This is a genomic window from Alteromonas sp. B31-7 (assembly GCF_015767655.1).
GTDB classification, from domain to species: Bacteria; Pseudomonadota; Gammaproteobacteria; order Enterobacterales; family Alteromonadaceae; genus Alteromonas; species Alteromonas australica.
The window spans coordinates 631,123-657,610 of the sequence record NZ_CP065233.1 but is presented as its reverse complement, the minus strand read 5'-3'; the positions used below and the strand labels follow the sequence as shown (position 1 = coordinate 657,610).

16 protein-coding genes, 4 tRNA genes and 3 rRNA genes are annotated in these 26,488 nt (G+C 45.5%); 1 reads left to right on the top strand and 22 read right to left on the bottom strand.

Going from position 1 to position 26,488, the window contains the following annotated elements; all coding sequences use genetic code 11:
- Positions 1–45: 45 nt before the first annotated feature.
- The 19 genes from IUA53_RS02860 to IUA53_RS02770 form a co-directional block, all read right to left on the bottom strand.
- Positions 46–1,197 carry a Na/Pi symporter gene (locus IUA53_RS02860; RefSeq protein ID WP_196898320.1) on the bottom strand — a complete coding sequence of 384 codons (1,152 nt, stop codon included), beginning with the start codon at positions 1,195–1,197 and terminating at the stop codon, positions 46–48.
- 78 nt (positions 1,198–1,275) lie between these two features.
- A complete protein-coding gene (locus IUA53_RS02855; protein ID WP_196898318.1) occupies positions 1,276–2,328 on the bottom strand; it encodes an aldo/keto reductase in 1,053 nt (350 codons plus the stop codon).
- 11 nt (positions 2,329–2,339) lie between these two features.
- On the bottom strand, positions 2,340–3,416 hold the full coding sequence (locus IUA53_RS02850; RefSeq protein WP_196898316.1) for a chemotaxis protein: 1,077 nt from the start codon (positions 3,414–3,416) through the stop codon (positions 2,340–2,342).
- Positions 3,417–3,547: 131 nt separating this feature from the next.
- Positions 3,548–4,105 carry an ankyrin repeat domain-containing protein gene (locus tag IUA53_RS02845; RefSeq protein ID WP_082052992.1) on the bottom strand — a complete coding sequence of 186 codons (558 nt, stop codon included), beginning with the start codon at positions 4,103–4,105 and terminating at the stop codon, positions 3,548–3,550.
- 111 nt (positions 4,106–4,216) lie between these two features.
- Entirely contained in the window at positions 4,217–5,821 is a 1,605-nt protein-coding gene (locus IUA53_RS02840) for a catalase (RefSeq protein ID WP_196898314.1), read from the bottom strand.
- A 400-nt stretch (positions 5,822–6,221) separates the two neighbouring features.
- The gene (locus tag IUA53_RS02835) at positions 6,222–7,556 is read right to left on the bottom strand and encodes an alkaline phosphatase PhoX (RefSeq protein ID WP_196898312.1); all 1,335 of its coding nucleotides are present in this window, start codon (positions 7,554–7,556) and stop codon (positions 6,222–6,224) included.
- Between the two features lie 711 nt (positions 7,557–8,267).
- Positions 8,268–9,452 carry an elongation factor Tu gene (gene tuf, locus IUA53_RS02830; RefSeq protein WP_014980400.1) on the bottom strand — a complete coding sequence of 395 codons (1,185 nt, stop codon included), beginning with the start codon at positions 9,450–9,452 and terminating at the stop codon, positions 8,268–8,270.
- Positions 9,453–9,522: 70 nt separating this feature from the next.
- Positions 9,523–9,598 (bottom strand) — tRNA-Thr (locus IUA53_RS02825).
- Between the two features lie 7 nt (positions 9,599–9,605).
- Positions 9,606–9,680: transfer RNA gene (locus IUA53_RS02820), tRNA-Gly, on the bottom strand.
- Positions 9,681–9,713: 33 nt separating this feature from the next.
- A tRNA-Tyr gene (locus tag IUA53_RS02815) sits at positions 9,714–9,798 on the bottom strand.
- A 10-nt stretch (positions 9,799–9,808) separates the two neighbouring features.
- A tRNA-Thr gene (locus tag IUA53_RS02810) sits at positions 9,809–9,884 on the bottom strand.
- Between the two features lie 109 nt (positions 9,885–9,993).
- Positions 9,994–10,761, bottom strand: a complete 768-nt coding sequence (locus IUA53_RS02805) for a type III pantothenate kinase (RefSeq protein WP_231401243.1) — start codon at positions 10,759–10,761, stop codon at positions 9,994–9,996.
- Complete coding sequence (gene birA / locus IUA53_RS02800; protein WP_196898310.1) at positions 10,751–11,737, bottom strand: bifunctional biotin--[acetyl-CoA-carboxylase] ligase/biotin operon repressor BirA; 987 nt, start codon at positions 11,735–11,737, stop codon at positions 10,751–10,753. The genes IUA53_RS02805 and birA overlap by 11 nt, the downstream gene beginning before the upstream one ends.
- Positions 11,734–12,744 carry a UDP-N-acetylmuramate dehydrogenase gene (gene murB, locus IUA53_RS02795; protein WP_196898308.1) on the bottom strand — a complete coding sequence of 337 codons (1,011 nt, stop codon included), beginning with the start codon at positions 12,742–12,744 and terminating at the stop codon, positions 11,734–11,736. Before murB ends, birA begins: the two co-directional genes overlap by 4 nt.
- Positions 12,745–12,838: 94 nt before the next feature.
- The gene (locus IUA53_RS02790; RefSeq protein ID WP_196898306.1) at positions 12,839–14,410 is read right to left on the bottom strand and encodes a hypothetical protein; all 1,572 of its coding nucleotides are present in this window, start codon (positions 14,408–14,410) and stop codon (positions 12,839–12,841) included.
- Positions 14,411–14,555: 145 nt separating this feature from the next.
- On the bottom strand, positions 14,556–15,659 hold the full coding sequence (locus tag IUA53_RS02785; protein ID WP_196898304.1) for a glycosyltransferase family 2 protein: 1,104 nt from the start codon (positions 15,657–15,659) through the stop codon (positions 14,556–14,558).
- 183 nt (positions 15,660–15,842) lie between these two features.
- A 5S ribosomal RNA gene (rrf, locus tag IUA53_RS02780) occupies positions 15,843–15,958 on the bottom strand.
- Between the two features lie 131 nt (positions 15,959–16,089).
- Positions 16,090–18,967: ribosomal RNA gene (locus IUA53_RS02775) — 23S ribosomal RNA — on the bottom strand.
- Between the two features lie 380 nt (positions 18,968–19,347).
- Positions 19,348–20,881: ribosomal RNA gene (locus IUA53_RS02770) — 16S ribosomal RNA — on the bottom strand.
- Together the 16S, 23S and 5S rRNA genes form the textbook arrangement of a ribosomal RNA operon.
- A 574-nt stretch (positions 20,882–21,455) precedes the next feature.
- Here IUA53_RS02770 and IUA53_RS02765 point away from each other — a divergent pair.
- Positions 21,456–22,271: a hypothetical protein gene (locus tag IUA53_RS02765; RefSeq protein WP_196898302.1), complete on the top strand. Its 816-nt coding sequence runs from the start codon at positions 21,456–21,458 to the stop codon at positions 22,269–22,271.
- A 30-nt stretch (positions 22,272–22,301) separates the two neighbouring features.
- Here IUA53_RS02765 and IUA53_RS02760 read toward each other — a convergent pair whose 3' ends face one another.
- Genes IUA53_RS02760 through IUA53_RS02750 form a run of 3 tightly spaced genes read right to left on the bottom strand, consistent with a single transcriptional unit; the run spans position 22,302 to position 26,472 of the window.
- The gene (locus tag IUA53_RS02760) at positions 22,302–23,756 is read right to left on the bottom strand and encodes a TolC family protein (RefSeq protein WP_231401242.1); all 1,455 of its coding nucleotides are present in this window, start codon (positions 23,754–23,756) and stop codon (positions 22,302–22,304) included.
- Positions 23,757–23,761: 5 nt separating this feature from the next.
- Positions 23,762–24,802 carry an efflux RND transporter periplasmic adaptor subunit gene (locus IUA53_RS02755; protein WP_044448746.1) on the bottom strand — a complete coding sequence of 347 codons (1,041 nt, stop codon included), beginning with the start codon at positions 24,800–24,802 and terminating at the stop codon, positions 23,762–23,764.
- Between the two features lie 44 nt (positions 24,803–24,846).
- Positions 24,847–26,472, bottom strand: coding sequence for an ABC transporter transmembrane domain-containing protein (locus tag IUA53_RS02750; protein ID WP_196898300.1), 1,626 nt, complete (start codon positions 26,470–26,472; stop codon positions 24,847–24,849).
- Between the last annotated feature and the right edge of the window lie 16 nt (positions 26,473–26,488).

Here is a 26,488-nt window from a genome sequence, read left to right as displayed (position 1 = left end):
AACACGTAACAAGGCGCGTCAGTGAATGGCGCGCCTTGGCTTTATTTACACTGACGCAAAAATAATACCTAACGGCATACAGAAAAATAACCCACCGATATAGGCCACGCCATAAAGCTTAGTGTCTGCCACCATAACGGAGAGTTTATATGAAAGATCTAATGGGATGTTTCTTAGCATTGGCAGACCATAAATGAGGGTGACCCCTATCACATTGTAGAGCAAATGCACGATGGCAATTTGCAGTGCAAACCCCGCATTAACGCCCACCACACCTAGTGCAGCAATAAGCGCTGTTATACAAGTACCCACATTAGCACCTAGGGTAAACGGATAAATATCTTTCGCTTTTAAAATGCCACTGCCAACCAGAGGAACCACCAACGAAGTTGTTGTTGAGGAAGATTGAACTAGCACTGTCATTAGCGCCCCGGAAGTTATGCCTGAAAGCGGCCCTTTACCAATACTTCTATGCAGAATCTCTTTCGCTTTACCCACCATCAGCGATTTCATGATTCGACCCATGTAAGTAATAGAGAGCACAATAAGGCCAATACCAATAAGGATCTTAAACACGCCGGGATACACGGAAGGTAAGGCACTCAACATTCCAGATACCACGTCAAGAGCCGGTTGGGTGATGGCTTTTATGGGGTTGAATCCGTCCATTCCCGATGTACTTCCCGTATCGAGTAGCGCCACAATGGCACCTGACAGGTATTCGAGAACGCCAAAAGCCATTTCTAATGGCAGAAAGATAAGCACCGACATAACATTGAAAAAGTCGTGAATAGTGGCGGCATTGAAGGCGCGCTGAAATTCATCCTTACGTGCTACATGGCCTAAGCTCACCAGAGTATTGGTAATACTGGTACCAATATTGGCCCCCATCATCATTGGGATGGCTATGGTAATGGGCAAACCACCCGCGACCATACCGACAATAATTGATGTTACTGTGCTTGATGACTGGATCAGTGCCGTGGCAACCATACCGATGATTAGCCCCATAATAGGGTTGGAGGCAAATGAAAATAACTCTTTGGCGTGATCGCCGGTAGCCACTTTGAAGCCGCTGCCAATCATGCTTACCGCAAGCAACATCACATAAACTAACGCAGCAAGAAGTAACCATCGCATCCAGTTGCGTTGAGGGGACTCTGATTCAAGTGTAAAGGGCGTTTCAGTTACTGACATAATTTTTATAGTGTATCGAGTAGATTAGAACTCATACTATGACGAAGTTATGACAGATAAATGAACGCCCAAAAGCAATTAAAAACCCGCTGGATATTGGCGTATGATGTTAGAGATTTCATCTAATACCGGCGCTTCTAAATGAAGTGAAAAGGCATCGATATTTTCACTCAACTGCGCCTCTGACGTAGCACCAATAATGGTAGAAGTAACACCATCAACTTGCTTACACCAGGCCAGTGCGAGTTGTGCCGGCGTGATACCGACATCTTGTGCTAATTTTACATACCGCGCGGTGGCCTCTTGCGCCTGGGGTTTATTTCTAAACAGCCCTTGGCGCTGCGGCAATGTCCATCGCGATCCAGCTGGGCGCGCTTCATTTTGATACTTACCACTTAACATTCCTGTTGCTAAAGGCGACCAAGGTAAATACGCAATGTCTTCGATAGCGCACATTTCAATAAGATAGGGCCAGTCTTTTTGATGCAACAAACTAAATTCGTTTTGAATAGACACGGGTTTCGGCACAGACATCTCATGGCACAGCATAAGAAAAGTATGAATCCCCCAAGGGGTATCGTCTGATAACCCCCAATGTATAATTTTACCTGCGTCCAAAGCCGCTTTGATTCCACGCAAAATATCGCGCATGCCTTCAACTTCTTGCTCTCGGTTAATGCGACTTGGCGTAAGTCGATTGGGCCAATGCTTACCAAAATGTGGTGTGCTTCTGTTTGGCCAATGCAATTGATACACATCGATGTAGTCTGTTTTCAGCCGAGCCAAAGAGGCGTCTAGCGCGGTTGCAATGCCTGTGCGTGTAATTGGACCGCCATTACGGATATAGGTAAACCCACTGCCGACTATTTTGGTCATCACAACAAGTTCACTGCGCTTGTCACTATGACGAGAAAGCCAGTTCCCTAAAATACGCTCTGTGTCGCCATAGGTATCGCTGTTAGGTGGCACGGGGTACATTTCCGCCGTGTCGATAACATTCACGCCCCGTTCTAACGCCATAGCGAGCTGAGCATCCGCATCACTTTGCGTATTTTGTATGCCCCAGGTCATGGTACCTAAACACACATCAGACACTTTCAGGCCGCTACTGCCTAATACATGGTATTGCATTCTACTTCCTATTATTTCTTTGCACTGGCTTTGGTTTGCTGGGCAAGCTCGGCTTCCACACTTGCTAGCCGGTCTTCAATACTTTTACGCGATTCCACCATCTCATTGGCTAATTCTGCCAAGGATTTGAATTCAGCAAACCCTAACTTTCTGGTATCAATTTTTTGATATTGTCGCTTACAGCGATAAAAGAACATAACGAAGTTAGCAAAAGCGCGATGAAATGTCGCAAAACTCTTGATAAGCACCAGTATTAATACGATAGAAGTCATGACAGCAATGCTTATGCTGTACACCTTTACTCTGTTTTCTTGTTCTGTAATTAGGGGCTGTAGTGCTTTATCAATGTTGCCCAATCGCGACTCCACATTGTGAGCTTCAGCGCGAAACGTACCCTGTAATCCCTCATTGTGGGAAAGTCCTAAATCTTGATAATGAGACACCAATGTGGTCACCGCGAGTTGATACGCCACAATACGCTGACGTAGCGGTTCATTACCATTATCTATTCTGCTTTTAAGATAGTCTACCAGTTGTAATGCGTGAGTAGCGTGGAATTGGTCTTTCGTTAGTTGAAAATCACGCAGCGCTAAACGAGCCGCATCAAGTTGCACTAACGCCTCGGAGCCAAGCCCAAAGTAAGGGTCGTTGAGCAGGCTTTCTTCTAGCTCGTGAAGATGGCCTAATAATCCGCTGTTATAGGTTAACCCTATTTCTGTTTGCAGATTGACAACACGTCGAAACAGCTGTTGATATTCATTTAGTGCTTCAGCCAGGTCGCCGCCTAAGTCGTTCGACACCTGGTACTGGGCAAATAAAGGGCTAAGGGTATTTAACTTTTCGCTGAACGTTTCTGCACGGCCATTAAACTGATGAAAGTAGCTTTCTTGGTGCCTTAATAGAAAATCTTTCTCATGGCGACGCATTTGCAGTAAATCTTGTCCCATCCTCAACAGTAAATCCCGCTGTTGATTTAGGTTAATGAGGCGCTGGGTAAAATAATGTTGGCTTGCCACCAACATGCCCATTCCAATAACGCAAATAAGCGTCATCAGAACTAACCTAGACTTTATAGAATCAAATTTCATACTGAAACACACTCCACGAGATACCTAAAAAATAAGCCTTTTTAATCTGTAATCAAAAAGGCTTATTTCAATTTTAGTGTGTTGTTATGACTTTCGTATGTCAGTGCGAGAAATAGCGACTAATGGATGAGTTACTCACCGTCTTTTAGCGCTTTCGCTAAAGCGTAGTTACCTTGAGATAGCGCGATATCGGCAACCGTGTTACCGGCTTTGTCTTTATGGTGGGTATCTGCACCTTTGTCAATCAAGGTATTGATGATTTCTTGCCTATCGAACAAGCTAGCAAACATAAGTGCCGTTTGGCCTTGCTCGTTTTCTTCGTCAATGTTGCAGTCTGCAAATACCAGTTGATTAGCAACCGAAACATGACCTTTGAATATTGCGCCCATCAGGGCCGTATTGCCGCGATTGTCCTCTTGGCAAGGATTCGCCTTAGCAGTATTTATTAAATAATCAACGGTATCAGTATGCCCGTGATATGCGGCTAAAATAAGGGCCGTGTAGCCTTTTTCATCTGCAACGTTAGCATCTAACCCGGCATCGTAAAATGCCTCAAGCATAGCCTGGTTGCCTTCTCGAGCCGCATCAAAATAGCGCGCTTTTAAAGACGCCAAGTCGGTATTTGCTTGGCTAGCAAATGTGACAATTAAAAACGAAAAAACAATCAACGACTTTTTAAATAATGACATCATCTTTAATTACCTTTTTAACTCGCTAACGCATGGGTGAAATGTGTAGCTTGGGTTAAGAAAGGGGCGCACTCAAAAGAGCACGCCCATTATTATAGGAAGATAAGCGTATTACTGCATGAGTGCGGTTAGGCTTTCAGCAACTTTCTTCGCTTTCGCTGCACGAGCAGCTTGCTCTTCCATCAGGTCTTTCGCAGCCTGACGTACTTTAGACATAGGTGCTTTCGCTAGCTTAGCAACGCCCTTACCATAGTCTTTATCAGCGTTGTACATAAATGCACTGATGATGACGCGAATTTCTTCTTCTGGTACTGATGCCAACGCACCGCCAAGGTTGTTGATTAGGTTCTTACGACCTTGCTTATCAAGGTTGCGATAAAACTCACCTGCTTGTTTGAAGTTTTGCTCCTTATAGAAAGGAATTTGTTGTGTCATACCTGCAAGCGGCTTGCTTGAGTAACGGTATGCTGGGTCTTCATTCAAGTCTAAGCGACGGCTAGGCTGGTAGTTAACATCACGGTTCGTTGATGTTGTACGAAGCTGGCCATGTTGCTCGTGGTTGTTGATTTCAACATTCTTAGGCGCATTTACAGGAATGCGATACGCATTCACACCTAAACGATAGCGCTGTGTATCAGCATACGAGAACAGACGACCTTGCAGCATTCTGTCTTCTGACGGCTCAATACCCGGAATTAAGTTGCTTGGTGCAAAGGCGGCTTGTTCAGTTTCTTCAAAGAAGTTATCTGGTACACGGTTAAGCACTAAGCGACCAATTTTCTTTGCAGGTACAAGCGACTCAGGCCAAATTTTAGTGGTATCAAGTGGGTTAAAGTCGAAGTCATCTAACTGCTCCGGCTCTAGCTCTTGTAAGTATAAATCCCAAGAAGCTGTTTCACCTTTCTCACCTATACGGGTATACACGTCAGTGGTGTGTGGCTGGAAGTCCATACCTTGCATCTTCATTGCTTCTTCAGCGGTGAAGTTTTTAATTGACTGGTTCGCTTTCCACGTGAATTTCACGTACTTGTAATTCCCTTCGTCATCGACAAATTTAAACGCGTGCACACCTGAACCATCCATATTGAGATAGCTTGCTGGCGTGCCGTAATCAGAGAAAAGCATCGTTAACGTATGCGTAGACTCTGGTACGTGTGAGAAAAAGTCGAAGATACGCTTAGCATCTTGCTTGTTCGTTACCGGAGAAGGTTTAAAAGCGTGAACCATATCTGGAAATTTAATCGCATCGCGAATAAAGAACACAGGGAAGTTGTTACCTACCAAGTCCCAGTTACCTTGCTCAGTGTAAAACTTAACGGCGAAACCACGAGGGTCGCGCAAGGTTTCAGGGGAAAGGTGGCCGTGTACGACAGACGAAAAGCGTACAAATACTTCCGTTTTCTTACCTTCACCTTGGAAAGGCGCAGCAACGGTGTCGTCAGATAGATCAACATAGTTTTCATAGTAACCGTGAATACCAACACCACGTGCGTGAACCACACGCTCTGGAATACGCTCACGGTCGAACGCTGCAAGCTTCTCAATTAAATGAGAATCTTGTAGCAATACAGGACCCCAAGGACCCGCTGTTTGAGAGTTTTGGTTATCGCCTACTGGCGCACCGTTTTGGCGAGTAAGCGTGTCGGCGCCCACTCCCATTGATAACATACCGGCTGTAACACAGCCTAAAATGACTTTAGACAAGGTGGTTTTCATTATGCAGCTCCTGACTGACTAGCTAGACTATTGACTTCACTACTAATAGTTCTTTTCACTTCAACGCATACTTGGTCGCCATAGTAATTGTTCGCGTAGTTGCATTGAGTTTGATTCGGAATAAACGATGAACGGGGCGTATTCGTCATTGTTAGTTTTTTTAAAATTGTGCTCATTTCGCTCTCCTTGATAAGATGCGAGCATTATTCATAATTCAGAAAAACTATTAAAACGACTTAATATGATTAAGTTGATTGAATTTATCGATAGTAAAGATGCTAGATTTCAGCAAAGAGTTGTGTATTTACGTTGGTTAAACGACAAGATAAGTGAGTACCTTTTATGAGTACTCACTGTAATTTGATGGGAGGGGTGCGAATAGCAAGCGAAGCAAAGCCGATTAAGCTTTAAACCAAGGACCTTTTATTGCTAGCGTTCTTGAAGGTGAGTAAGTATTTACAAATAGCGTTTCTCCGTCAGGAGAAAAACACGCGCCGGCAAGTTCAGTTTGCGCATGTAGGCGGGCAAAATTGTAGACTTCCCCGGTAGGCGTAACGCCACGAAGGTGATTATCCACAATATCGGTATATTGATCTTCACAGACCAATAAATGGCCATTTGGACATACCGTTAAATTATCACCAAAGTTATAAAGGTTTTTGTCTTGGCTTTCTAAGAACAATTGCAGTTTGTCTTGTGTGCCATCTTCTGAGGGCACCAAACGCATTACTTGGCCTAGCTGTTTGGCGCCGCCATTAGTGCAGCAAAAGTAAAGCTCATCTTCCCCCCAATGTATCCCTTCGCCGCGGGCAAATACGGCCGCGCCTTTCTTATAACCTTGTATTCGTAAATCATTATTGGGGCTTTCGGGGTTATCCAGCGCCACCCACTCCACATCAAACCACTGTGACAGAGGCATGGTTGTAGCATTCCAGTTACGGGTATCAAATTTAGGCTTCCCTTTTACCACCAAGGCTTCCAATTGACCGCCATTCGCCAGGTTCCCGTATTCATTCGGAACAAAGCGATATAGCAAACTATCGCCCGTATCCTCAGTTAAATAGACAATACCCGTAGCAGGGTCTACACAGGCCGCTTCATGATTAAAACGCCCCATGGCTTTAAGAGGTTTTGCTTCTACCATACTGGTTGCACTGGCAGGCACCTCAAAAATATAACCATGATCTTTCTGTACAACCCCATTAGGCCGGTCTACCGACTCTTCACAGGTTAACCAAGTGCCCCATGGCGTAATACCACCCGAGCAGTTCCGTACAGTCCCCGACAAGCTAATAAATTCACGTTCAACCAATTGCGTTTTCGTGTTGTACAAAAGGGTCGTCGTGCCACCCGGTAAAGCCACGCCACTTGCGTAGCTATCGTAGGCTAAGTCACTTTTATGCTGCTGTATCGATTCAGGCTGAGCGCTAATGTGCTTTGGATGTAACTCATGATTACGAATAAGGGCAACAATGTCGTTAGACACCGGCAGACAGCCCATACCATCGGCCCTATCAGGCACATGCATACCATCAGCCATTTCATCCCCTAATGATGAAATAACGGTATAGCTAAAACCTTTCGGCAAGTCGAGAAGTTTAGCCGAGTCGGACACCAAAGCGTCGTACCCCTCGCTAATTGGCATAGACGCCATATTTAACTTCTTCCCGAAGGCACTGGTCGCCAAGCCACCAAATGCCATAGAACCCACTATAAATTGACGCCGCGTAATCATACTTAACTCGCATATCGAAGACGAAATAAAAAAGGAAGAGCCTACCCTTCAATTGTTACAATATAACAACACAGCCAGCAGCGATCTACAAGAAGCCTAAACAGTAGATAAGGTAAATTAATGCTAAAGAGGGACGAGTTCACGGCGTGTTACTCCCCCTCAAACTTTTTACTATGCAGTTTAAGGAGGGGGTGAAGCCCCAACAAAAACTCATCGCAGCAGGGATGCTGATTGATGCCGCCATGGAAGGCTTTACTGCGTGCTCCCCTCTTCCATAATGTTTCGTTTTACGCAGAGTAAAGGGAGTGAGTGCTGTGCCCTCTGAAACCCGACACCGCAGGGACGCGGTGTCGGAGCTGCCATATAATAGAAGCGATGGGCCCACGGCGTGTTTCTTACTCACCGCACAGGTTCAATAGATGTAAAAGGGGGCGCGTGTTCAATCTAGAACTCTCAGCTGCATGGAAGCAGCTGCGAAGTCGCCATGATGGCTTTACGGCGTGCTCCCCTCTTCCATAATATTTCGTTTTACGCAGAGTAAAGGGAGTGAGTGCTGTGCCCTCTGAAACCCTACACCGCAGGGAAGCGGTGTCGGAGCCCCCATGGATGGGTTTACGGCGTGTTTCGGAGGGCATACACTCACGAACTAAATCGCAGGCATAAAAAAAGCGCACCTAAGTGCGCTTTTTGGCTTGTGTTGCTAAGTCTAGATTAGTCTAGGATCTTAGATACAACACCAGCACCTACTGTACGACCACCTTCACGGATTGCGAAACGAAGACCTTCTTCCATCGCAATCGGAGCAATTAGCTCAACTTTAAATTTAAGGTTGTCACCAGGCATTACCATTTCTACGCCTTCTGGAAGCTCTACAGCACCAGTTACGTCAGTTGTACGGAAGTAGAACTGTGGACGGTAACCTTTGAAGAATGGAGTATGACGACCACCTTCATCTTTAGACAGTACGTATACTTCTGCTTCGAAGTTAACGTGTGGCGTGATTGAACCAGGCTTAGCTAGTACTTGACCACGTTCAACTTCGTCACGCTTAGTACCACGTAGAAGAACACCAACGTTCTCACCAGCACGGCCTTCGTCAAGAAGCTTACGGAACATCTCAACACCAGTACAAGTCGTCTTAGTTGTATCTTTGATACCAACGATTTCTACTTCTTCACCTACTTTAACGATACCTTGCTCAACACGACCTGTTACAACAGTACCACGGCCTGAGATTGAGAAAACATCTTCAATTGGAAGAATGAACGGCTTGTCGATTGCACGCTCTGGCTCTGGGATGTATGAATCAAGCGCTTCACCAAGCTCGATGATTTTCTTTTCCCATTCTGCGTCGCCTTCAAGGGCTTTAAGCGCAGAACCTTGGATAACTGGAAGGTCATCACCAGGGAATTCGTATTCGTTAAGAAGTTCACGAACTTCCATTTCTACTAGCTCTAGAAGCTCTTCATCATCAACCATGTCACATTTGTTCATGAATACGATGATGTAAGGAATACCAACCTGACGACCAAGTAGGATGTGCTCACGAGTCTGAGGCATAGGGCCATCAGTCGCAGCAACTACTAGGATACCACCGTCCATCTGAGCAGCACCGGTGATCATGTTTTTAACGTAATCAGCGTGTCCTGGGCAGTCTACGTGAGCGTAGTGACGAGTAGGAGTGTCATACTCTACGTGTGAAGTAGAAATGGTGATACCACGTGCTTTCTCTTCAGGCGCGTTATCGATTTGATCGAAAGCCTGAGCAGAACCGCCGTAAGTTTTAGAAAGAACTGTAGTGATAGCTGCAGTTAGCGTAGTTTTACCGTGGTCAACGTGGCCGATAGTACCCACGTTTACGTGGGGTTTCGTACGTTCAAACTTTTCTTTTGCCATTTCTCTTATCCCAGCAAAGTTATATTAAAAATTTTGAAAATCTAAACAAACATGAGCTGGGGAGAAAAACTGGTGCTGATAGGCAGATTTGAACTGCCGACCTCACCCTTACCAAGGGTGCGCTCTACCAACTGAGCTATATCAGCACTGATTTGGAGCGGGCAGCGGGAATCGAACCCGCATCATCAGCTTGGAAGGCTGAGGTAATAGCCATTATACGATGCCCGCAAATCCTAATTCTCTGGCCACCTCATAAGAAAGTGGTGGAGGGGGCAGGATTCGAACCTGCGAAGGCTGAGCCGGCAGATTTACAGTCTGCTCCCGTTGACCGCTTGGGTACCCCTCCAGATTGATGATGGTGCCGACTGCCGGAATCGAACTGGCGACCTACTGATTACAAGTCAGTTGCTCTACCAACTGAGCTAAGTCGGCACTACATCAAGTGGGTGCGCATTCTAGAGTAATGATTTACTCAGTGCAAGTGTCTTTTTGAAAATTTTTCAATTTTCTTTTCTAACCGATTTCTCAACCAATCAGAAGGTTACGCTAGAAAGTCACTAAGTTCTTTTCTGGCGTAGCGGGCAAGACCTTGCACCACCAAATGAGCGGGGCGAATATTAGCAGCGGATTCTAAGAATGCAAACACTTTTTTGTCTCCACCCCCTAAAATAACGTCAAAATCTGTTTGTTTGCTTGATATATAATCAACGGCGCTCAAATAAACACCATACAGAGCAGCATGACACCCTGTTGCCACACAATCTTCAGTATCTGTCCCAACCCCAAAGGTGGTTGGAATTTCATCATTTGCGAACACTTTTTGGGTAGAAGCCACCAACGCATTTCGCATGACTTGGAAGCCTGGCACTATCCAACCGCCTAAATGTTGACCACCCACCACAAAATCAACCGTAATAGCCGTACCCACATCCATCACAAAAAATGCTTTTTTTGTTTTTTCTGCAGCACAAATCATGGCAAGCCATCGATCAACGCCCATTTTTTGCTCATTGGCGTAACTATTTTTTATGCCGAAGGCTTCTTTTTCTGTGTGCTTTTCTACAAAAATAATGCCACGGGCCTCACACATGGCGAATATTTCATCAACCCAGTCTTTATTTCTAACTGACGCCACATATAAATGGGTTATTTTTTCCTGAGAATCTACAAAGCGAAACAAAGAAAGGGCTGAGTCACACCCATTAGGCTCGCGTTGCGTGTCGCAAAGCAGAGAATATTTTATACGCGTATTGCCAATATCAACGAGCAATACGTTATTTTCGCTAATAAAGCTTGAGCTAGTTACCACGCAAACTGACCTCACCACCATGGAAGCGGGTAATGCCATCCTGTGTTTCCACTAACAATGCACCGCTAGCATCTACCCCTCTGTCTATACCAGAAAAACGCTTATCACCCATCTGTAACACAATACGTTTATCCGCATACAAGTCTAACGCTTCCCAATGGGGAACAAACGGCGTGAACCCTTGTTGGGTAAATTTGGGCAACAATGTCCAAAGTGACTTAATAATTTGTGCAGCCAATACATTTCTATCGGGCGTATGCCCTAAAAAGGTGGCTAAGTCACTATGGGGCTGGCCAATATCATATTGATTATCTGGCATGCATACATTTAGGCCCACACCAATAACGCAATGTGCGGTCGCACCAATTTGCCCTTCTACTTCAATTAAGACACCCGCAAGCTTTTTACCTTGCAAATAAATATCATTGGGCCATTTCAATTCTGCGTCATTAACGCCAAACTCTTTGAGTGCATCGCACACAGCGAGCCCTACCAGTAACGATAAGCCCGCCATACTTTGATAGCCATCGGGAAACGACCAGTACATAGAAAAGGTTAAGCTTCCCCCTACTGGTGCTAGCCATGTACGCCCATGCCTGCCCCGCCCTGCGGTTTGCACTTCTGCAAACACCACATCGCCATCGGCTAAATCATGGCGTGCATTTGCGATGCGCTTTTTCATTTCAGTATTGGTAGAAGGCAATACTGACTCAACATCAATCACAGCACGCTTTGTTGTACCTAGATGCTTTTTAATTTGATCTGCACTTAACAAGGGAAAACCTCTTTCCAGTCTGTAGCCTTTGCCTTTAACTTTAAATACATCTAACCCCCAGTCGGATAACTGAGAAATATGACCCGCTACAGCAGTACGTGACAAGCCAACTTGCTGCGCTATCGTCTCGCCTGAATGAAATTGTCCGTCGGACAGTAACGCGAGAATATGCTTTCTTATTGCTTTTGATGCCTGTCTCATAGCGAAATAAGTCCTTTGCTTCCTATTAAACGCACTTCTGGCTCTAGCTGAATACCAAACTTATCACGTACGCTTGCTATGATATCGTTAGCCATCGTCATTACATCTTCTCCGGTGGCACCACCTAAGTTCGTCAACACCAATGGCTGTGTAGGGTGACAACGTACATTATTTAACGTTTTGCCTTTAAAACCCGCTTTATCGATAAGCCAGGCGGCTGGAATTTTTATTTTTTCAGGCCTTTCTGAAGCATCAGCATTTACGATAAAGTGTGGGACTACATCAAATTGCATCGCAATGTCTTCAAAAACGTCCTTGCTCACCACTGGGTTTTTAAAAAAGCTCCCCGCGTTCCCTAAATCGGCGGGATCGGGTAATTTGCTCTTTCTGATGGAAATGACGGTTTGATAAACATCATCTGCGGTAGGGGCATTTAATTGGGCAAGTTCGCCGTAGCTGGTATCGAGTTGATAAACTTTGGGCAATTTAAAGTTTACATGGGTAATAAGTACCTTATTGGCTAACCCATGTTTAAAAATGCTATCTCGGTAGCCAAATTCGCATTCATGATTGTTTATCAATAGTTGCTCACCCGTGTCTAAGAGCACGACTTCCACTGTATCGATTAGCGTATTGACCTCGCGGCCATAGGCCCCAATATTTTGAATGGGGCACGCCCCCACGGAACCTGGGATAAGTGCGAGGTTTTCAAAACCATACCATTTCTCTTGCATACACAAGGTAACAAAGTTGTGCCAGTTCTCTCCTGCTCCCACTCTTAAAAAGTGATGGCTGTCGGTATCATAATGGCTAATACCTTTAATTTTGTTCACCAATACGGTGCCTTCAAAATCCTCCGTAAAAATGGAGTTACTGCCACCGCCTAAAATATAAGTCGGCTTATCTTTGCGATAAAGAGACAAAAATGAAGGAATATCTGTAAACGTCTGAAGTGACGCACATGAAGAATCTAATCCAAACGTGCTGTAATTTTGTAGTGAAGGCATAAAACTTTACGAACCGCGAACAATTCGCTAATGGTAGGGTATGGCTGAGTTAAAGGAAAGGTGTTTGCACCTTTTCAACCGCAATGCAGCACAATCAGTCTTTCATTTTTTTGAGAATTTTTCTTCTTAGTGCCTGTAGCGTTACCCACTTCTCCGCTAAGAAGTAAGCCAAAGGCAGCTTGAGCTTGCCACTACTCCCATAGAGACTCTCTACGACGCTGTGTTGACCCAATATATCTGACTTTTTACTCTGCACCGCACCTGCTATCAGCGTATAAGCTAATGCTGGATAGTCTCGTTTTAGCGTCTGAAGTACCGATTGAACATTATCAATGGACGATGCTAACTCGGCCACCGATGATGTCTGGTAGTTTTTAATTAATGCCAGCAATTGCTCACGTTCCAATGAAGGGTCGCTAGCGGTAAGCTTTTCTACCTGCTCCATTAAGTGCTGACTTATTTTATTTAACGCGTCTTTTGAAGTTAAAGAAAAGTCGGGTTTTCCCTCACTATAGCATTGCAACCAGCGGTCTAGCTCAAATCGCATATTCTTGCTAGCAAACTTATTTGCTTCGCGCATGAGTGTAAGTGCGCCAGGGGTAAACTTACTGTTAATTTTGGTGTCAACCGCAGGCGGGTCAATAAACGTCTTGAAGCAAGACGCGATGGCTTCATAAATTCCTTGGGAACCCGGCACTATTTGATCGTAAAACTTATACGTAACGGTGACTCCGAACTCTCTTGATAGATGGCTAATCACATTCAAGTTATTAAAAAACATTTGGTTAGGCGCACGGTACTCATTAGTACGTCGATGCCGTTTTATTTGTTGATGATAACCTGACTCAAATAGCGGAATAGGATGGCGAATAAAGAATATATATTGAGCGCTGGGTAGATAAGTGAACAGCCACGGCAAAAAATAGTAAAAATGTTCAGATGATAACAATACCGTACTCGTAGGCTTTCTACCCATCTTGTTCAACAAGGTGTCTAAGCGCTGTTTATCAAAATAGGGTGTTTTTGATTTAGTGTAAGAAATTAACTGCGCAAAGTTTCCCGCACTTATTCCATTTGAATCACTCCCATGGGCAGGGTAATCAATTTCCTTGTCACCTAATGCTTTTCGATTCTGGTTTAACCAAGATTGAATCGCCGATGTACCTGTTTTTGGCGGTCCAACGTGAATCACCGCATTGCTAAACCTGGCATAATTAGCCTTTGTCCTTTGTCTAAACTCATCCCAGCGGTGAGAAAAGTGCCGTGCTAGCGCTTGATATACCTCATACTCTTTAGCGTAAAGCCGTTCTATTTCCTGTTGAGTATGGTCATCGAGTTCCCGCGTACTATTTTCGTTAAACACTTTCCCATACGGCACCTTATCAAAGCTTAGTTCAAACGTGTCTTCTAGTAATAAAAGAGATTTGAATAAATTGTCAGGAGAGACTAATAGCTGGTTGTGATTCACCAGCAACGTAGAAATGTGCTTAAAGAAAGCGTTGACCGTGTTAGTTTCACGATAATACGACGAAAAAGACCCCGTGTAGTTTTCTGATTCACGGGCAGCGCTAAACTCTTCAAGAAGTATATTGGCTGGGCTATCAAAAAATATGAGTTGTTTTGCACCCGCAATTTGCTGTTCCTGCCCCTTTGCCGATACTAACAAAGGGCAGTAATTTTCTTTGATTAAATGTTCAGAGATGAGCGATACGAACCTCTTTGAACTGGCGCATTCAATTGCACGAATAGCGAGATATTTAACAGATTCAGTTTGGATAGCGTCACACCTTTTACCGAGCAGTGCAAATACACTATTTGGCTATATTCATTTCTTCTTGGAATTTATTGTAAGCAAGCAAGATATCTGGAAGCTCTACGCCTCGCAATAATCTGTCAATAAGTTGCTTATCACGCACTTCAGCGTTCTCAATAAGATCACGCACCAATTGGTAACGGTTATTCACGTGTTCTTGCGCTTCTTTCTGAAAAGTTGTAAATCGCTTTTCATTCATATGCTGATTCATGTACGCACGGTAAGCATCAAAATCCTCACCGCTATAGGTTATGGTTTCGCACTTATAGTTGGGTTTGAACCCTTCTCTATTTGCTTTTAATGGAAGCCCTTCGGCGTGTTGGGTAACAGGCCGGCCGCGTAGCAACATCGCTATATACTCGTATTCAGAGCGCTCTTTTCTGTGAAGTATATAGGCATTTTTAACGTTATCCGCTACCTCAACCTGTGACTTTTGATCGTTTAAAGGCGCCAAAGGACTGCCGTCCTCAAACAACTGACGTAAACCTTCATCCAGTGTGTTGTGTGGGTTTAACTGTGCAGGAGACACATACGTTCGATAAAGTGTTTTTACCTGCCTGAGAGGCTCATAGGAAAATTCACCCTCAATTGCTGGCTTGAATTTGCTTTGCTTCTCAAGCTTGTTTCGCCATTGAAACGAAAGCGTGTCGAAAGCCCCAACATTATTACAGACATCAGATATTGTTTGCGTGAAATCGGAAGGCACCCAAAACTCGTCAATATCCAAAAATAAGAGTGCATCGAATACTTTATTCGGTGTTAGATGAAATGCTTGTCTATACACATACACTTGTGGAGCTTGCACTTCACCATTGAAAGTATCATCACAGTTTATAAAATTGACGGGGAAGTCTGCTAATAAGGGGATGAGATCGGTAGTATTGTCAGTACAACCATTATAGTAGATATCAATCTCTTTAAAGCCAAAATAGAGGTGATGAAAGATCCATTCTAATAAATAGGGTGATTCATTCTTCGCTACGGCAATAAGCTTTATATTTTCGTTTTTATTACTCTTCAGCAGTCTATTAAAATACTGAGTAGCAGCTTTCTTTTTCGCATTAACGTCTTTCAACATGCGTACAAAATTTTTAGCAATCAAGCCTTACTCTCTTATATAAGCGGCCACCGACCGTTGAATTCCTTTTAAGGTGTAGTCGCTAATAATACCGCAAAGGTAGCCAGATAATAAACCGCTTTCATCTGACTTTGAATGTTCGGTGAGGTTTATTTCTAAACGCCAGAAAGCAAAAAACCCGCCGTAAGGCGGGTTTTTCTAATAGGGACTTGGCAGTGTCCTACTCTCACATGGGGAAACCCCACACTACCATCGGCGCTAATACGTTTCACTTCTGAGTTCGGAATGGGATCAGGTGGTACCGTATCGCTATGGCTGCCAAGAAATAACTGTTTAACAATTCGGGAAAGATAATATTAATTCAATCAGTGAGTAACTTACTTTTTACTCTATCTTGCTTTTAGCTTGTCTTTGCTTACAACGCCAACTTCTCACGAAGCCTTTTAGGCGTTGTATGGTTAAGCCTCTCGGGCAATTAGTACAGGTTAGCTTAACGCCTTACAACGCTTCCACACCCTGCCTATCAACGTCATCGTCTATAACAACCCTTCCAGACCTTAAAGGTCAGGGATGACTCATCTTTGGGCCGGCTTCCCGCTTAGATGCTTTCAGCGGTTATCCGTTCCGAACGTAGCTACCGGGCAATGCCATTGGCATGACAACCCGAACACCAGCGGTTCGTCCACTCCGGTCCTCTCGTACTAGGAGCAGCTCCCATCAATCATCCAACGCCCACACCAGATAGGGACCGAACTGTCTCACGACGTTCTAAACCCAGCTCGCGTACCACTTTAAATGGCGAACAGCCATACCCTTGGGACCGACTTCAGCCCCAGGATGTGATGAGCCGACATCGAGGTGCCAAACACCGCCGTCGATATGAACTCTTGGGCGGTATCAGCCTGTTATCCCCGGAGTACCTTTTATCCGTTGAGCGATGGCCCTTCCATACAGAACCACCGGATCACTATGACCTACTTTCGTACCTGCTCGACGTGTCTGTCTCGCAGTTAAGCTAGCTTATGCCATTGCACTAACCTCACGATGTCCGACCGTGATTAGCTAACCTTCGTGCTCCTCCGTTACTATTTGGGAGGAGACCGCCCCAGTCAAACTACCCACCAGACACTGTCCACATTCCCGATAAGGGAACTATGTTAGAACATCAAACATACAAGGGTGGTATTTCAAGGACGGCTCCACATCATCTAGCGACAATGCTTCAAAGCCTCCCACCTATCCTACACATGTAGGTTCAATGTTCAGTGCCAAGCTGTAGTAAAGGTTCACGGGGTCTTTCCGTCTAGGTGCGGGTACACAGCATCTTCACTGCGATTTCAATTTCACTGAGTCTCGGGTGGAGACAGCGTGGCCATGGTTACACCATTCGTGCAGGTCGGAACTTACCCGACAAGGAATTTCGCTACCTTAGGACCGTTATAGTTACGGCCGCCGTTTACCGGGGCTTCGATCAAGAGCTTCGTCCGAAAACTAACCCCATCAATTAACCTTCCGGCACCGGGCAGGTGTCACACCCTATACGTCCTCTTACGAGTTTGCAGAGTGCTGTGTTTTTAATAAACAGTCCCAGCCACCTGGTCACTGCGGCCTCCATGTGCTTACGACGCGAAGTCTTCACACACAGAGGCGTACCTTCTCCCGAAGTTACGGTACAATTTTGCCGAGTTCCTTCACCCGAGTTCTCTCAAGCGCCTTAGTATTCTCTACCTGACCACCTGTGTCGGTTTGGGGTACGGTTCATATAATCATAAGTTTAGAAGCTTTTCCTGGAAGCAGGGCATCAACAACTTCACCACCTTGGTGGCTCGTCTCGTGTCTCGACTTTAAGAACCCGGATTTACCTAAGTTCTCGGTCTACGCACTTTCACTTGGACAACCAACGCCAAGCTTGCCTAGCCTTCTCCGTCCCTCCATCACTGATTATATAAGTACGGAAATATTAATCCGTTTCCCATCGACTACGCATTTCTGCCTCGCCTTAGGGGCCGACTTACCCTGCCCTGATTAGCATGGGACAGGAAACCTTGGTCTTCCGGCGTGGGAGTTTTTCACTCCCATTATCGTTACTCATGTCAGCATTCGCACTTGTGATATGTCCAGCAAGCTTTACAACTCACCTTCATCCACTTACACAACGCTCCCCTACCCAGCACAGTAAACTGTGCTGCCGCAGCTTCGGTATATTGCTTAGCCCCGTTACATCTTCCGCGCAGGCCGACTCGACTAGTGAGCTATTACGCTTTCTTTAAAGGGTGGCTGCTTCTAAGCCAACCTCCTAGCTGTCTGTGCCTTCCCACATCGTTTCCCACTTAGCAATATTTTGGGACCTTAGCTGGCGGTCTGGGTTGTTTCCCTCTCCACGACGGACGTTAGCACCCGCCGTGTGTCTCCCGGATAGTTCTCATTGGTATTCGGAGTTTGCAAAGGGTTGGTAAGTCGGGATGACCCCTAGCCTTAAACAGTGCTCTACCCCCAATGGAATTCGTCCGAGGCTCTACCTAAATAGATTTCGGGGAGAACCAGCTATCTCCCGGTTTGATTGGCCTTTCACCCCCAGCCACAAGTCATCCCCTAACTTTTCAACGTTAGTGGGTTCGGTCCTCCAGTTGATGTTACTCAACCTTCAACCTGCTCATGGCTAGATCACCGGGTTTCGGGTCTATACCTAGCAACTCAACGCGCAGTTAACACTCGCTTTCGCTACGGCTCCGCTATTCGCTTAACCTTGCTACTAAATATAAGTCGCTGACCCATTATACAAAAGGTACGCAGTCACCCCGAAGGGCTCCCACTGCTTGTACGTATACGGTTTCAGGTTCTATTTCACTCCCCTCACAGGGGTTCTTTTCGCCTTTCCCTCACGGTACTGGTTCACTATCGGTCAGTTAGGAGTATTTAGCCTTGGAGGATGGTCCCCCCATATTCAGTCAAGATAACACGTGTCCCGACCTACTCGATTTCACTGTAAAGCACGCTTTGTGTACGGGGCTATCACCCTGTATCGCTCCTCTTCCCAAAGGATTCCACTACACACTAAACAGCTTAAGGGCTGTTCCCCGTTCGCTCGCCGCTACTAGGGGAATCTCGTTTGATTTCTTTTCCTAAGGGTACTTAGATGTTTCAGTTCCCCTCGTTCGCCTCGTTACACTATGTATTCATGTAACGATACCTGTAAACAGGTGGGTTTCCCCATTCGGACATCTGTGGCTCAAATGCATTTTGTCGGCTCACCACAGCTTTTCGCAGACTTACACGTCCTTCATCGCCTCTAACTGCCAAGGCATCCACCGTATACGCTTCGTCACTTAACCATACAACCCTAAAAAGCCTTGAGTATCGGCCTCATGTCCGCCTTTTGAAATCGGACAAGGGTAATGTTGTATGCATGACAAGCTAATCGGAAGAATTGCCTTGCTATCAATCAATGTTGATAACAAGCAATTCAAGTCAAGTAGAGTAAAAAGTACGTCTTTCGACTTCTCAGTTACTCAATTTTGATTGATTACTATTAATATCAGCTTTCCAAATTGTTAAAGAACTATCGTGCAAAATCATGACGCTTTTTGTCATGACTTTTGCGCAAGGAGGACTCACAGTACTCTCAGGAGTATCGTAAGTATCCAAGTTTGTTCATTTACGAACAAAACAATCTGTGTAGGCACTGCATCAAGTGCGTCTTTCGACGTAATGGTAAGGAGGTGATCCAACCCCAGGTTCCCCTAGGGTTACCTTGTTACGACTTCACCCCAGTCATGAAACACAAAGTGGTAATCGTCCTCCCGAAGGTTAGACTAACTACTTCTTTTGCATCCCACTCCCATGGTGTGACGGGCGGTGTGTACAAGGCCCGGGAACGTATTCACCGCAGTATTCTGACCTGCGATTACTAGCGATTCCGACTTCATGGAGTCGAGTTGCAGACTCCAATCCGGACTACGACATTCTTTAAGGGGTCCGCTCCACATCACTGTCTCGCTTCCCTCTGTAAATGCCATTGTAGCACGTGTGTAGCCCTACACGTAAGGGCCATGATGACTTGACGTCGTCCCCACCTTCCTCCGGTTTGTCACCGGCAGTCTCCTTAGAGTGCCCAACTTAAGGCTGGCAACTAAGGACAAGGGTTGCGCTCGTTGCGGGACTTAACCCAACATCTCACGACACGAGCTGACGACAGCCATGCAGCACCTGTGTCTGAGTTCCCGAAGGCACCAATCCATCTCTGGAAAGTTCTCAGCATGTCAAGTGTAGGTAAGGTTCTTCGCGTTGCATCGAATTAAACCACATGCTCCACCGCTTGTGCGGGCCCCCGTCAATTCATTTGAGTTTTAACCTTGCGGCCGTACTCCCCAGGCGGTCTACTTATCGCGTTAGCTTCGCTACGCACAGCCTTAAAGGCACACACAGCTAGTAGACAGCGTTTACGGTGTGGACTACCAGGGTATCTAATCCTGTTCGCTACCCACACTTTCGCACATGAGCGTCAGTCTTTGGCCAGGGAGTCGCCTTCGCCACTGATGTTCCTCCAGATATCTACGCATTTCACCGCTACACCTGGAATTCCACTCCCCTCTCCAAGACTCTAGTCTGCCAGTTCTAAATGACTATCCCAGGTTGAGCCCGGGGCTTTCACATCTAGCTTAACAAACCGCCTGCGTGCGCTTTACGCCCAGTAATTCCGATTAACGCTCGCACCCTCCGTATTACCGCGGCTGCTGGCACGGAGTTAGCCGGTGCTTCTTCTGTTGTTAACGTCACGGCTAGCAGGTATTAACTACTAACTTTTCCTCACAACTGAAAGTGCTTTACAACCCGAAGGCCTTCTTCACACACGCGGCATGGCTGCATCAGGGTTTCCCCCATTGTGCAATATTCCCCACTGCTGCCTCCCGTAGGAGTCTGGACCGTGTCTCAGTTCCAGTGTGGCTGATCTTCCTCTCAGAACAGCTAGAGATCGTTGCCTTGGTAAGCCATTACCTTACCAACTAGCTAATCTCACTTGGGCCTCTCTTTGCGCCGGAGCCTAAGCCCCGTTTGGTCCGTAGACATTATGCGGTATTAGCAGTCGTTTCCAACTGTTATCCCCCTCGCAAAGGCAAGTTCCCAAGCATTACTCACCCGTCCGCCACTCGTCAGCGAAGTGCAAGCACTTCCTGTTACCGTTCGACTTGCATGTGTTAGGCCTGCCGCCAGCGTTCAATCTGAGCCATGATCAAACTCTTCAATTAAATATATCGAAATATGAATCGTCGTTGTGACACTCTTAACGAGTGCCCACACAGATTGTCTTGTCTAAATTGTTAAAGAACATCGTGCAGAATCATGACGCTTTTTGTCGTGACTTCTGCGCAAGGAGGACCAACATTACTCTCAGTTGATTCGTTTTCCTTGCTCACCGCGAAGCGCTTTGCTTCTTAGTGGCTCACCCTGTTCGAGTGAGGTGCGCATTATACGCTGGAAGTTTTTGTTGTCAACACTTTTTGAAAATTTATTTTCTGAAGCGTTTCTTCTAAACTCCCGTCTTTACTGGCCGATAAAGCAAGTAGAGACTAACTTCAGAAGGTTGGCTGTTTTGCTTTTCCCCCGAAGCGGATGCGCATTGTAGAGATCTATAACTAAAGGTCAACCCTAATACGTGAAAAAGTTGATAAAAGTGAACTACACGGTTACTTTCTAGTCAGATGTGATAATTAGTAGACAATATGGACTAATTACTAATAGGATGGGTGGTTAATTCCTATAAAGTAGTAGTCGTATAAAAGTATTTATATTGTGGCTACGCAATAATTATAAGGTGGTTTTATGTTTCGTATTAATAAACAGCTTTCGCTTTGTGCGCTAGCGCTTACCCTAAGCGCAAACGTATTTGCACAAACCGCGAATGCAGAAACTGCTTCGCCAAAGGATTCAGAATTAGAAACGTCATCTCAAGCTAAACGAAATAATGACATCCAACTATCGTTTTTAAGACGACAAGTGGATCAGAATATGTCGGTAGGCAGAGCAATTAGCTCTATTGCTGGTCATTACCCACAGGAAGTAGTTTCTGTTGTGGATTTAGCATTAGATTATTATCCCGACAAATACCGCGAGATTATTTTCGCTGCAATTTCTGCCCAACCTTCGTCTACTGAAGAGATTGTTAAGCTCGCGATAGAAAAAGAAGTAAGCTCTTGCCCTAACATTGTTCAGCTAGCTATTAAGGCCGAGCCTACGTACGTCGACTTTGTTGTACAAGCAGCGGCAGTGGCTACACCTGACGAGTTAGACGAAATAGTACGGGTAGCCGTACTCACCCAGCCTGATGCGGCAGATAGCATTGTGCAAACTTTGTCTCAAGAACATCCCAACAAGCTAGTTGAAATAATGACAACTGCCATCAATACTGTTCCTTTTGTAGGTGAGTATGTCGTAGATGCATTATTAGCGGTCTTCCCTAACCGCGCACAAACGGTAGTAGAAACTGCAGTACGAGAGTCGGTTGAACAGCGTGAACAGGTCATGAAAATCCTCAGTACTGCTCAACATGCTGGTGTTGATAACGCGAAGTTAAAAGGTTACGCACTTGCCGCTGGTCTAAGTGAAGACGATTTTAATAGCGCGATTACGATTAGATAGCCATTCCGCGTAGTCAATAAGACAACGCAGTTATTCGGCGGTACTTGCATATAAAGGCAATGCCGCGGCAACGTTATAGAGTGTTAACTCTGCCTTGAGTAAATCGACTCTCGCTTCAATTTCTTTCATTTGGGCTTTTATTTCTGCTGAAGTTCTTGCATTTAGCACGAACATATCACTATCACCTTCATTGAATCGCTGGCGTTCCATACTCGATAACTCCCGCGCTAACTCTGCATTTTCTTCCTGCAGCTTCACAACACGTTTGGCTTGTTGCCAATATGTATAGGCTTGCTCGAATGACTGAACTAATCTTTGTTGCAATGCATCTATCTTAAACGCCAATTCCCTATTCTTGCTCTGTGCTTTAGTCACCTCCGCCTTAGCCTGGCGGTTGCCTAAAGGGTAAGAGAACGACAAGCCAACTTTACTTTCGGTATCATCAAGGGTGGTAGATCCCCCTCCGAAGTCTTGGGCGATAGAGGCTTTAACATCTAACTTGGGCAACAAAGCATTGTTAGCTAATCGCACTTTATTCTGATTTTGTGACTGTGCCAAACGCATGCTTTTCAACGTAGGGTGCGCTAATAGCTGACTACGTAAAGTGTTTACCTGTGCTTCTCCCACCCAAAATGGCCATTCAATATCGTTAGGGGCTAGGGTGGCGTGGCGTAAATCAATAATGTTGCCGTTACTATCTCGCAGATAGTAGGACAACGCGTGCGCATAACCATCTCTCTTTTGTTTTAGCTTTTCTACCAATAAGGTTTGTTGCAGTACATTTGCCCTAAATTCTGTTAGCGCTATTTGTGCTAAGTCGCCCTGTTTTACCCGCGTCGCAATGGCATTTTCACGCTCAGAAACTGTGGCGAGTAATGACTCTAACGCTTGTACCTGGAGCGCACTTTCATACCATATAAGGTAGTCACTTAACCCTTTATAAATAAACGAATTAAGTAATTCGTTCGCTTCAGCTTGCCAGGCTTGAAAATCTAATCTCGCATTCTCAACCCCCATTCTACGTTTATCGGTGTCTCTTCCTTTTAGTAAAGAAAACGCTATGCCTATACTGGCTTCGCCTGCGGATAACGTTTCATACTCTTGTTCGTAAACGGGGAAATCGCCATTGGTAATACGATATTCAGTGAAGACTGAAGCGTTGTAATCCTCGATGGGCTTAACCACTCGCTGCTGTAGCGATGTGCCGTGATAATACCCTGTAACCCTCGAAAAACTGTTTTGCTCTACAAAAGGGTCAAACGCACTTTGTGCAATATCGAGATTTGCGCCCGCTTGCACACTCCCCTCTTTTATTGCCCGAGTATAAGGATGGTGATGCTGCATCGAAGAAATTAAAGCTTTTACCGTGGGCGCATTTACTGCGACTTTCCTTTGGGGAGAAGTATCATGGGTATCTCCACCCGCGTACAAAGGTGCTGCGCCTACCACAGCAATGCCCAAGAGCATAAGCGTTGTTCTAACCAAAAGCCTTACCACGTGGTTGACGCCTTATCAGAAGAAGTCTCTGAGGTTTGTTGCGGTGGGAAGTTATTCAGTTGTCGCCATAGCTCATAACCTAACTTCACTTCTTCTAGTAATATCCACGCTTTTACCCTGCTACCTAAGCGAGCAGAGCTTTCTTGTGGCCACGGTACGTCATTTTCGTCTTCCTTAATCCATACTTGAAATGTTCCGCTTGCATTGGCCATGGGCTCAACATAAACCACTTCACCGCCAAAGGTACCTATTGCACTGCCGGGCCACCCACTAAACTGAAAGACTGGCCAACCTTCAAACTGTAATCTTGCTTTCGCGCCAGGCTTTACCAAAGGAGCATCTAAACCTGAAATGGTTATGCGCACACTCCGTTGCGCATTAGAAGGGATAAACTGCCCTAATACCTGACCTGCGGACACATAAGTAGACACTCCACCAGAAAACAGTCGCACTATGGTGCCGTCTACTGGCGCAACCTTTGTTTGCGTGGCTTGCCGCGATAAGCTCATACTGACTTCATTAATATCCGAAAGTGAAGACGCCGCTTTCGCTTTTAATTCCTGAAGTTTTATTTGCGCCTGCTCTACGTCTTTTCGTGACACTAGCCCCTGCGCCTGAAGCGACATTTGCCTCGCCAAGTTATTTTGTGCATTCGCCACTGCAATTTCATTGGCTTGGTGACGCTGGTTCGCTGCATTAAGCTGAGACTGAAGCTTGTCTAGTCGTTCAGCGTCAACATCAATAAGCGTAACAATGGGATCGCCAGCTTTCACTTGCATGCCTTCTCGTACATGCCACGTTTTTATTTGCCCTCCCACCAGCGCACTAATTGCTTGAATACGATCTTTTGGGTCGAGCGAATCTACCGCGCCGGTGCCATAGGCAGTTTGGATCCACGGGGTAAAATACAATATTAAGCCAGCGGCTAACACCATAAACACAATAAGCCCGCAAACCACACGGTGTAACTTAGGAATGACCAAGGTAGATAAAGACGTCACATTGTATAAAAAGCGTTTTTCTGCACTATTCATTGTGTGCCCCTCCCTCTTCACTGCTATTTACAAGCTCGGTGACATCATCGTGCAAGTGAATGGCGCCGGTGAACATGCCACTTTCGGGGGGTATTGGTAAAATACAACACAGTGCATTTTAAATTGTCGAGATGCGCTAACAAGCGCAGGCGAAGCGCTTTAGGAATCGCATCAAAGTGCTGGTTAATAATAAGGACTTTAGGTTGTGCAATCAGTACCCCCGCCAGTTTCAACAAGAGAAACTCTAATGGCTGTAAAGGCGCGCCTAATACGGAAATATGCTCAGATAACCCATGTGGTAATGCATCCACAACAGGTAATAATTCGACGGCAGCCAACACCTGGCGCATTTCAGAGATGCTCACACTGGGGCTAGCTAAGCGTAAATACTCTTCTATAGTACATTCCACTATTAGCGAGCGGTCTAGAATTGTAATGGCTTGGCGAAGTTCATAAGTATCGTAATCGAACAGACTGAGATCGCCGAGCAAGATTTCCCCTTTGCTGGGTTTATCGTACCGCTTCATTAATGCAGTAAGTTGCTTTTGCACCCAGCTTTTATCCGTGGTGATGAAATACTTACCCCCTGCTTTAAGCGTGGTATCGATAAAACAGCTGTCGGTGCCATGTTCCAACACTAAGTTGTTAAACACCAACTGAGAAGAACGGGGCACACGATTGGCATCTTCATTAACATCTTCTTGAGGAATAATGAGTGCTGAGCCAATTTTGTCTGCAGCCCCGTACAACTCGTAATATAACTTAAGATATTGAGTAAAGCGGGAAAGGCCAAAAAACACTGCCGACATGATCAGTTCTGCAGCCACTAACTGGCCGATAGATAACTGACCTTGAACCACCAGTACACCACCAATGCCCAACAAAGAAGCACTGGCTAACGCGTACAGCAGTAAAAACATCACCACTTGGGAGAAGGTGTAGTGAAAATGGTTTTTATGGTTGTGAATGTAATTGTTGATATAGCCGTTTGTATTTCGCCCCGCATACTCCACATGATCTGCAGACTTAAAAAACTCATGGGCTGCAGCAATATCGTTGAGCCATTTCGCTGACTCGTATTTAGCGTGAGAAAGCTCAATAGCCGTGCGCTTCGCCCCTGCGCCCCAAATTTTCCATATAGCGTACATCACCAAAATAAGGACAAGATTAAACACGAATAGCGCAGGGTGATAAAACGAGACGAGGGTAAAGCCCACCAGCATTTGAAGAACAAGTGCAAAGCCGTCGACCATCAATGAAGGAATATTTTTCTGGAGGGTCATAATATCAAAATACCGCTGAGTCACATTGGTGTTTTGACGCCCTTCAAAATAGCTATGAGGGGCCATAATAGTACGCAGACTCAGTGCCGCCGTGAGCCTTGCATACACTTTGCGTTCGTAGAATTCCATAATTCGCATACGCAATGCGCTGAATACACCAGAAATAAACAAAGTTAAAAAGAGCACCGTGGCAAGGATAATAACCGCGCGGGTTGAACCAATGTTCGCAATACTGTTGATGAGCGTTTGCACGGCGATAGGTACCGCCAGTGTCATTAAACTAATGGCAACACCATAGGCAATAGCAACCCAGAAGAAGTCTGACTCAGGTTTTAACAGCTTGAATAACGTTTTGCGTGTGGCACGTAAATCGATCGCTTTTCCCATATACCCTTCTAATTTC